Below are 6,644 nucleotides of genomic sequence, written 5' to 3' on the forward strand. Positions count from 1 at the left end.
CTTCTATGCCGGTATCGAAAAGCACCAGGGTGCCTTCAGGCACGCTAGGACGGCTACCTGTGGGTGCGGTCATGGAGTCGCCTTGCACCTCCAGCCAAAATGCCCTGCCCTGAGCACGGTAATCGGTGGACTCTTCGTGAGGCTCACCGCCAGGTTCATAAGGCGTCACACACTCCGTCCAGGCGCCGGCCTGCACCCGACTGATAACCGGATAAAGGTGGTAGCGGATTGGCTGCGGAGCTTTCTGGACGTTGGCGGCACGGCGAGCGGTATCACCGACTCTGGGGCCTTCCGTGACCGTGCCGCCCACTTGCGGACCACTTGTCGCCACCTCGCCGACCTGAGGCGTCTCATAGAACCAGTCCAGACTCAGGCCTGACAATCTTGCCAAAACGGCAAGGTTGGCGGATGACACTTTGCCCGACCGAGACCATTGGCCCACCGCCTGGGGAGATACACCAGCCTCCTCGCCGATCCTCGCCTGCGTGTATCCGTTCTCCCTGGCGAGCCTGATCGCCTCCTTCACGCGTGCCTTGAAAACTTCAGTGTCCTGCACGGCGTTTGCCTCTGTTAAGCAATGCTTTAATTCTCGCAGGGGTATGCATCGCCGATAAAGCAAGCTATGCTTTCAAATATATAAAGCTAGGCTTTAGGTAGGCGACATGATTGAGAAAGCGATTGACCACTTCCATGGATCTCGCTCGGCACTCTGTAAGGCCATCGGCATGACTCCGCAGTTCTTATCTCAGGTTTGCACTGGCAAGCGGCCTCTGCCGCCACGCTATGCCGTCCTTATTGAAGAGGTCACCGAAGGAAAGGTGATGGCAGCGGATTTGCTGCCTGATGTCTTTTCCCCTCGCTCTGCCTCAAAGCTTACCCCGCCAGCCCAGGACGCAACGACCGCTTAAACGGGGTGTGTGGATATACAGGGGAATGGAGAACGACATGAGTAGCAGCAACGATCAAAACAGCCAGCCACCCATTGATGTTTTACGTCCAGCGCCTGATGAGGTGGAACGGGCATGGCAGAGCCGCAGGGGGCTGTCTGGGCTCGGGTCTTCTTGTGACGCTATGACGCAGTGCGAGATGGAGAGTTATCTGGGCCGGATGGTCGATTCATTGCTGGCCATTCGAGCGAGCGCGGAAGTAGCGGAGATGAAGGCGCTGCGGTTGCGCTGGGACGAGGCCGAGGCGGTAGAAGTGATTAGCGAGTGCCGTCGCCGCCTCAGCCTGCCGGATGGGGCTATCCGTTCGTCTGAGGTGAGAAATGCATCTGCATTAGGTGATCCCGTTCAAGGTAGGGAAGCGGTTGCAGGGTCATATTCAACCAATTCCGAAGTCCTTCGTGGAGCTTGAGATGGGACAGAGTCTCAGTGAACGCCAGCAACAAATCGTCCTCATCCATAGACCTAACCACCTCGGGACGCCAGTGGTAAACCTCGATGGCTTTAATGGCCAAGGGGTCTACCTGTTCGTGGGTCGGGAGACCGCTGTATTGCTGGCGCAGCTCTTCACGGTAGACCCCGGCGAGGAATGCGCGGAGGGTTTCCCGAATTGCTTTCTGATGAACCTCTCGATCTATGGCTCCGCCTGTTTGCGAGATTTTGTACTTCTCGTTTATCGGGGCACTAACTTCTTCCCATATATCGACGTAATCCTGTTCGGACATGGTGTTGCTCCATTTGAATGTGTGGAAACTCCTAATGTACCGGAGAGCACCACGACCCTCTACAACGCCGGGGGTATTGCATGAGCATCACGACTGCAATGCTTCCGGCTGATGGGCGCGACAACAGTAGGCTCGTCGATATCACGCCGGATCGTGTCTTCAAGAGAACGGAGAAAGGCTTTCGTTTCAGCCTTATTTTCAAGCGGCGGCTGTGGGAAGCCAGCTTCAAACGCTGCGCCTACTGCGGCGACGAGATCAAGGGTCACGGCGCGTCTCATGTCGACCATGTGCTGCCGCGATCTGAGGGTGGCTCTGAGTCGATCGATAACCTTGCGTGCGCCTGTGCCTTTTGCAACTCGAGCAAAGGGGCAGGAAGCCTTGCAGATCTTCGGTTCAAGGTGGCGCTATACAAGTCGCCAGTAGGCGGAATCGTCACGCCAAGCCAGGCTTTGGCCCTGATCGAAGCTGGGACCATCCTCCCGATCGACTACGTCAGGCCGTTCTACTTCGAGTGCGTCGCAAGAGAGGGGGGTGGCTATGTCCGTTGAAGCTACCAGCTGGGCGCTCCAGCAGCAGGCGCTGACCGATCCAGGTGCCCGCGCAGTGCTTTTCGGTCTGGCTAATCACGCCAATCACGAAGGGCGTCACGCATTCCCGAGCGTCGACCTCCTGTGCCGTTACACCGGCCTCGGCCGTCGCACGGTGATTAGCAAGCTCAAGCTGCTGCAGGAGAAGGGCCTGATTCGTCGCGGCAACCAGAAGGTGGCGGCGGCGATCATCGACCGCGCTGACCGGCGCCCGGTGGTATATGACCTGGCCCTGGGTGTCGGCATCAAGAGTATCGACATCGGCGACGAGCAGTCACCAGACGTGCCGGAATCACGGGATGCAGAGAATGCACCCCGTGAAAATGAGCCGGGTGCAACAGATGCATCCCGCGACGGTAACGGGGTGCAAATGACGACGCCACGGGGTGCGAGAGCTGCACCCGAAACGTCCTTAACCAACCCCCACACTCTCTCTGGCGCGGACGAGGGCGAATCGATCTTCGAGCGTGCCGCTAGACAAACCGATGATGGACAGCCGGTCGAGACCGTGAACCGACGCCAGCCGATGACGTTGGATTGGCAACCGGAGTCGGCAGCCTGGGATCGCGCTTGCTTTGATCGTGGGCTGGCGGCCGATGTCGACCACCGCCAGGCCCTGATCGACTTCCGAGAGCACTACGCCGCCGAGCCGGCGCGCACTGCCACCCCCGCCGATTGGACCCGTCGTTTCGCTCGCTGGGTCTACGAAAATCTGCAGCGCCAGCCGGCGCGCCACAACGCTTCTGGAGGGTCTCATGACTGCCCAACCGCTGATCGATCGCGCGATGACAGAACTGAGCGCGAGGCAGTCCGCCAGCAACTCGCCAACCCAAACGACACCAGCTGGGCCGACGGCTGGTGGCCGGAAGACGACACCGCCACGGGAGCAGACGCTGGCGCTGGTCAACCAGGTGTTCACCCGGCTGGAGGCGATTTTTCCGAGGACCTGGGCGAGCGCGTTCCCGAGTGCGGACCTGCTCAACCTGGCCCGGCGGGAACTGGCGCAGGAGCTGGCCCGGTGGCCGGCGCTACCGACCCGGCAAATGGTCGAGCGGGCGATGAGCAATTTGAAGCAAGCGGGGAGTACCTGGCCGCCGACGATCCCGGTGCTGGTCTCGATGCTGGCGCCTACCCCGGAGGACTTCGGCATGCCGACGACTGGTGAGGCTTGGCGCGAGGCTTTGGCCCATGCCCATGAGCCGCGCAGTCACCGCTGGAGCCATGAGGCAGTGCGAATGGCCGGGCAGAGCACCGGCTGGTGGGACCTGACGCATACCACAGCGCAGAGTCAGTGGCCGCGCCTCGAGAAGCGCTTTGCCAAGCATTACCAGGCATTAGTCAATCGCGTGATGGCTGGCGAAGACATCACGCCGCGCCACCTGCTCGAGGACGATAACAATCGCAGCGCAGCTGAGCTGGCGGAGCGCGCCGGGCGTGAAGCCGCTGTTCATCGCGCGGAGGCCGAGGGTTTGCCGCACCGGATGAATGCCGACCAGGGCATGCGATCCCTGCGTGCCGCGCTGAAAGGAGGTGCCTGATGTCCGCATTGATGGCTATCGAAGGCGTGAAGGTGCGCCAGGACGAAGAGGGACGTTACTGCCTCAACGATCTGCAGAAGGCTGCGACCGTTGGGCGAAATCCTCGTACTGTTGAGGTCCATGAATACATGCGGCGACCCGAAACAGGGGAGCTCATCGCTGAGCTGGAAAATACGGGAAATTCCCGTATTAAGCCGGTCACTACCCGGCGAGGCCGTAATGGCGGCACCTTCGTGGCAAAGGAGCTGGTTTACGCCTACGCCATGTGGATTAGTCCGGCGTTCCATCTGCGTGTGATTCGTACCTTCGACGCACTGGTCCAGGGCGAGGTCGAAATGGCCCGTGGTGTCGCTATGCGTGAGCAGGCCCGTCTGGAGTCTCGTTTCCTAACCGACGCGGTGAAGTACAGCCGTCTCGATCAGGGCAAGGTGGTCAAGCACTACCATTTCTCGAACGAGTACGACCTGGTCAATCGCATCGTGCTGGGCTGTTCGTCTAAACAGTACCGCGAGCGGCATGGCATTCCCAGCGGGCAGCCCGTTCGCGATCACCTCACACCAGGTGAGATCGAGACTATCGCCCATCTACAGAACGTCGACACTGGCTTGATCGAGGCGGGCCTCACCTTCGAGCAGCGCAAGCAGCGACTTTCGCGAATCTACATGCGCCGCCACGCCTCCCGCTTGTGCGCTGAAGTTCAGCGGCTGGAGGCGTAATGCGAGGCCCACGATTCAAAAAGCGTCGTCTTCAAACTACACGCCGAGAGTGCGTGCGCTGCGGGAATACCCATTATCCCGGCATGTTCCCGAAAGGCCGGCGGGTCTGCATGGCCTGCGTGATGCGGGAGGACCGGGGGCATGGATAAGCAACGAAAGGGCGGCGCGGAAGCGCGGCGGGCGGCAATGTTGGGGAGTAACCCCCGTTTCTGGATATACCTCGCTCATCGGTACCGCTGGGAAAAGGGGCTGACGCCTGAGCAGCTCCCTGACGATACGTGTAGCGCCGAAGATGCTGCCGATTTCATCCGCCAGCGATGCGGTGTCTCAAGCCGAGCGGAGATTGATCACGATGTGAATGCCGGGTTCATCCTAGGCCGCATTGCTGCGGACTACACGCGCTGGGAGCGGCGGCAACGGAGGGCCGGATAAATGGCATGGAATCCCAAGGCGAAAAGCGCACAGCGGCGTGCCACCTCAGCCAGCAGTAAGCCTCGCAAGCGTCCTTTCGATTACGAGGGCATGGAGCAAAAGAAGCTGATGTCTTGGCTCCGTGGCGAGTACATGCGCGGCAGTGAGGTGGGGCAGCTGTATCCCCATGTCTTCCATCCACCGAACGGCGGTGTTCGCAGCTGGAAGACAGCCACCGACATGAAACAGCAGGGCGCGAGATCCGGCGTCAGCGACCTGGTGGTGCGTCAGGCACGCGGCGGCTGGCATGGCCTGTATCTCGAATTGAAGGCGACCCCGCCGCGCGATGCCGACCTGGCCGACTCGCAACACGAGTGGCTGGACGGCTCCGAGGGTGAGCGCTATTGCGCCGCGCTGGCGCTGGGACTCGAACAGGCCAAGGACGTGCTGCGTGAATATGCTGCCTGGCCGCGCACCCAGGTGGCAGGGGATGCCTTGCCATTGAGGGCCGGAGAAGACTGGAGGAGCTGATGCGATTGCCGAAGAGCGTGCAGCAGATCGCGGACATTATCGGGCAAGACCAGGCACTGCACTTGGTGAGAACGTTGCGCGACCAGCAGTCGGGGAAAACGCTGTCGGTCTATGTGCCCGCGCCCAGAAGCCTGCATATCAACCACATGCTGGTGACGCTGCTGGGCTGGGACGATGCCATGGCGTTATGTGAGGTGCTGGGCGGTACGCATGTGTATCCATCCCGCTGCCGTTACCTGGAGCGGGCGATGGCAAATCGCCCGGTCTTGGCGCTTCGGGATACGGGTATGAGCATCGCTGAGATCGCTGCCGAGCTGGGCATGAGCGAGAAATGGGTCGATGCCATTGTCGATGCGCGCGACATGGTGCGCCGTGGCATCAGCATCGATGTCGTTGCGCACTCCGTGAAGATCAATCCGCTGACGTTGGGGTACATCCTCGATGTCGAAGTGAATGGCGACGTCGAACCGGTTAAGCGTCGCTCTCCTCCCCGCCAATCCAGCCCTCAATACGATCTGTCGTTATGAACCACCGCCAGCGGCGCATGCTGCTGGCGGTCCACACAATTGGCCCATATCCACGCTGTCGCGAGTCATGGCGACTCGAGAGCCGACACATGACTGATAACTCTACGGGCCTGGGCATCATGGCAGAAGTGACCGAGCGTTTGGCGCGAGTGGAAACCCGACTGGACGGCCAGGGGGAAATCCTCAACCGCCTGGAGCGCCACATGGAGTCGATGAGCGATTCCCACGCGGAAATGGCGAAAGCCGTCGCTCAGATTCCTCAGCTATTCCACCAAATGATTGAGGTGCAGCAGAGCACTGCCGAGCAGCATGCGCGCTTGGTTGCCCTTGAGAGTGAAATGGAACACTCCCGCAAGGCGCGCAAGCATCTGCGCGAAGTGATCGAGCCCCGGGTCAACCGTTCCCATTTCGTGTCCAGTGTCACCGCTTGGGCGGCGGCGCTGGCAATCTCGGCCGTCGTGACGGCGGTCGCCAAAGGCTGGCTCACATAGGAGGCTGCATGTCCGATCGTATTTCCCCTCATTTCCGCCGCGTTGAGTTCGCTTGCAGTTGTGGCTGTGGCTTCGACACGGTTGACGCCGAAACGCTCCAGGTCCTCGAGGCGGCGCGTGAGCATTTCAATGCGCCCGTCACGGTGACAAGTGGTTGTCGCTGCCCTGAGTACC

8 protein-coding genes and 1 pseudogene are annotated in these 6,644 nt (G+C 60.7%); 7 read left to right on the top strand and 2 right to left on the bottom strand.

Annotated features, from left to right (window positions below; all coding sequences use genetic code 11):
- Together OP496_RS16250 and OP496_RS16255 are read right to left on the bottom strand one after the other, a co-directional pair.
- Nucleotides 1-556, bottom strand: a 556-nt coding sequence (locus OP496_RS16250; protein WP_280564835.1) for a S24 family peptidase, incomplete at its 3' end; no start/stop codon positions are given.
- A gap of 687 nt (nucleotides 557-1,243) precedes the next feature.
- Nucleotides 1,244-1,669 carry a hypothetical protein gene (locus tag OP496_RS16255; protein WP_280564836.1) on the bottom strand — a complete coding sequence of 142 codons (426 nt, stop codon included), beginning with the start codon at nucleotides 1,667-1,669 and terminating at the stop codon, nucleotides 1,244-1,246.
- A gap of 80 nt (nucleotides 1,670-1,749) precedes the next feature.
- Here OP496_RS16255 and OP496_RS16260 point away from each other — a divergent pair, with 80 nt between their 5' ends.
- From OP496_RS16260 to OP496_RS16290, 7 genes and pseudogenes are all read left to right on the top strand, one after another.
- Nucleotides 1,750-2,217 carry an HNH endonuclease signature motif containing protein gene (locus tag OP496_RS16260; protein ID WP_280564837.1) on the top strand — a complete coding sequence of 156 codons (468 nt, stop codon included), beginning with the start codon at nucleotides 1,750-1,752 and terminating at the stop codon, nucleotides 2,215-2,217.
- A pseudogene (locus OP496_RS16265) lies at nucleotides 2,207-2,977 on the top strand (helix-turn-helix domain-containing protein); the annotation flags it as partial. The gene OP496_RS16260 and the pseudogene OP496_RS16265, both read left to right, overlap by 11 nt.
- Nucleotides 2,978-3,041: 64 nt before the next feature.
- Nucleotides 3,042-3,794 carry a replication protein P gene (locus OP496_RS16270; RefSeq protein WP_280564842.1) on the top strand — a complete coding sequence of 251 codons (753 nt, stop codon included), beginning with the start codon at nucleotides 3,042-3,044 and terminating at the stop codon, nucleotides 3,792-3,794.
- Nucleotides 3,794-4,510, top strand: a complete 717-nt coding sequence (locus tag OP496_RS16275) for a KilA-N domain-containing protein (RefSeq protein WP_280564838.1) — start codon at nucleotides 3,794-3,796, stop codon at nucleotides 4,508-4,510. Before OP496_RS16270 ends, OP496_RS16275 begins: the two co-directional genes overlap by 1 nt.
- A gap of 432 nt (nucleotides 4,511-4,942) precedes the next feature.
- Nucleotides 4,943-5,452 carry a VRR-NUC domain-containing protein gene (locus tag OP496_RS16280; protein WP_280564839.1) on the top strand — a complete coding sequence of 170 codons (510 nt, stop codon included), beginning with the start codon at nucleotides 4,943-4,945 and terminating at the stop codon, nucleotides 5,450-5,452.
- Nucleotides 5,452-5,979 (top strand): hypothetical protein, encoded by a 528-nt coding sequence (locus tag OP496_RS16285; RefSeq protein WP_280564840.1) that lies wholly within the window; start codon nucleotides 5,452-5,454, stop codon nucleotides 5,977-5,979. Before OP496_RS16280 ends, OP496_RS16285 begins: the two co-directional genes overlap by 1 nt.
- An 89-nt stretch (nucleotides 5,980-6,068) precedes the next feature.
- Entirely contained in the window at nucleotides 6,069-6,470 is a 402-nt protein-coding gene (locus tag OP496_RS16290; protein ID WP_280564841.1) for a hypothetical protein, read from the top strand.
- Nucleotides 6,471-6,644 lie beyond the last annotated feature (174 nt).

Origin of the sequence: Chromohalobacter sp. 48-RD10 (assembly GCF_029889785.1) — a bacterium.
Lineage (GTDB): Bacteria > Pseudomonadota > Gammaproteobacteria > Pseudomonadales > Halomonadaceae > Chromohalobacter.

Excerpts from the sequence above, each read along its gene's own strand:
- OP496_RS16285 (WP_280564840.1), top strand. The coding sequence starts at position 5,452 with ATGCGATTGCCGAAGAGCGTGCAGCAGATCGCGGACATTATCGGGCAA.
- OP496_RS16290 (WP_280564841.1), top strand. The coding sequence starts at position 6,069 with ATGACTGATAACTCTACGGGCCTGGGCATCATGGCAGAAGTGACCGAG.
- OP496_RS16280 (WP_280564839.1), top strand. The coding sequence starts at position 4,943 with ATGGCATGGAATCCCAAGGCGAAAAGCGCACAGCGGCGTGCCACCTCA.
- OP496_RS16275 (WP_280564838.1), top strand. The coding sequence starts at position 3,794 with ATGTCCGCATTGATGGCTATCGAAGGCGTGAAGGTGCGCCAGGACGAA.
- OP496_RS16260 (WP_280564837.1), top strand. The coding sequence starts at position 1,750 with ATGAGCATCACGACTGCAATGCTTCCGGCTGATGGGCGCGACAACAGT.
- OP496_RS16270 (WP_280564842.1), top strand. The coding sequence starts at position 3,042 with ATGACAGAACTGAGCGCGAGGCAGTCCGCCAGCAACTCGCCAACCCAA.
- OP496_RS16255 (WP_280564836.1), bottom strand. The coding sequence starts at position 1,669 with ATGTCCGAACAGGATTACGTCGATATATGGGAAGAAGTTAGTGCCCCG.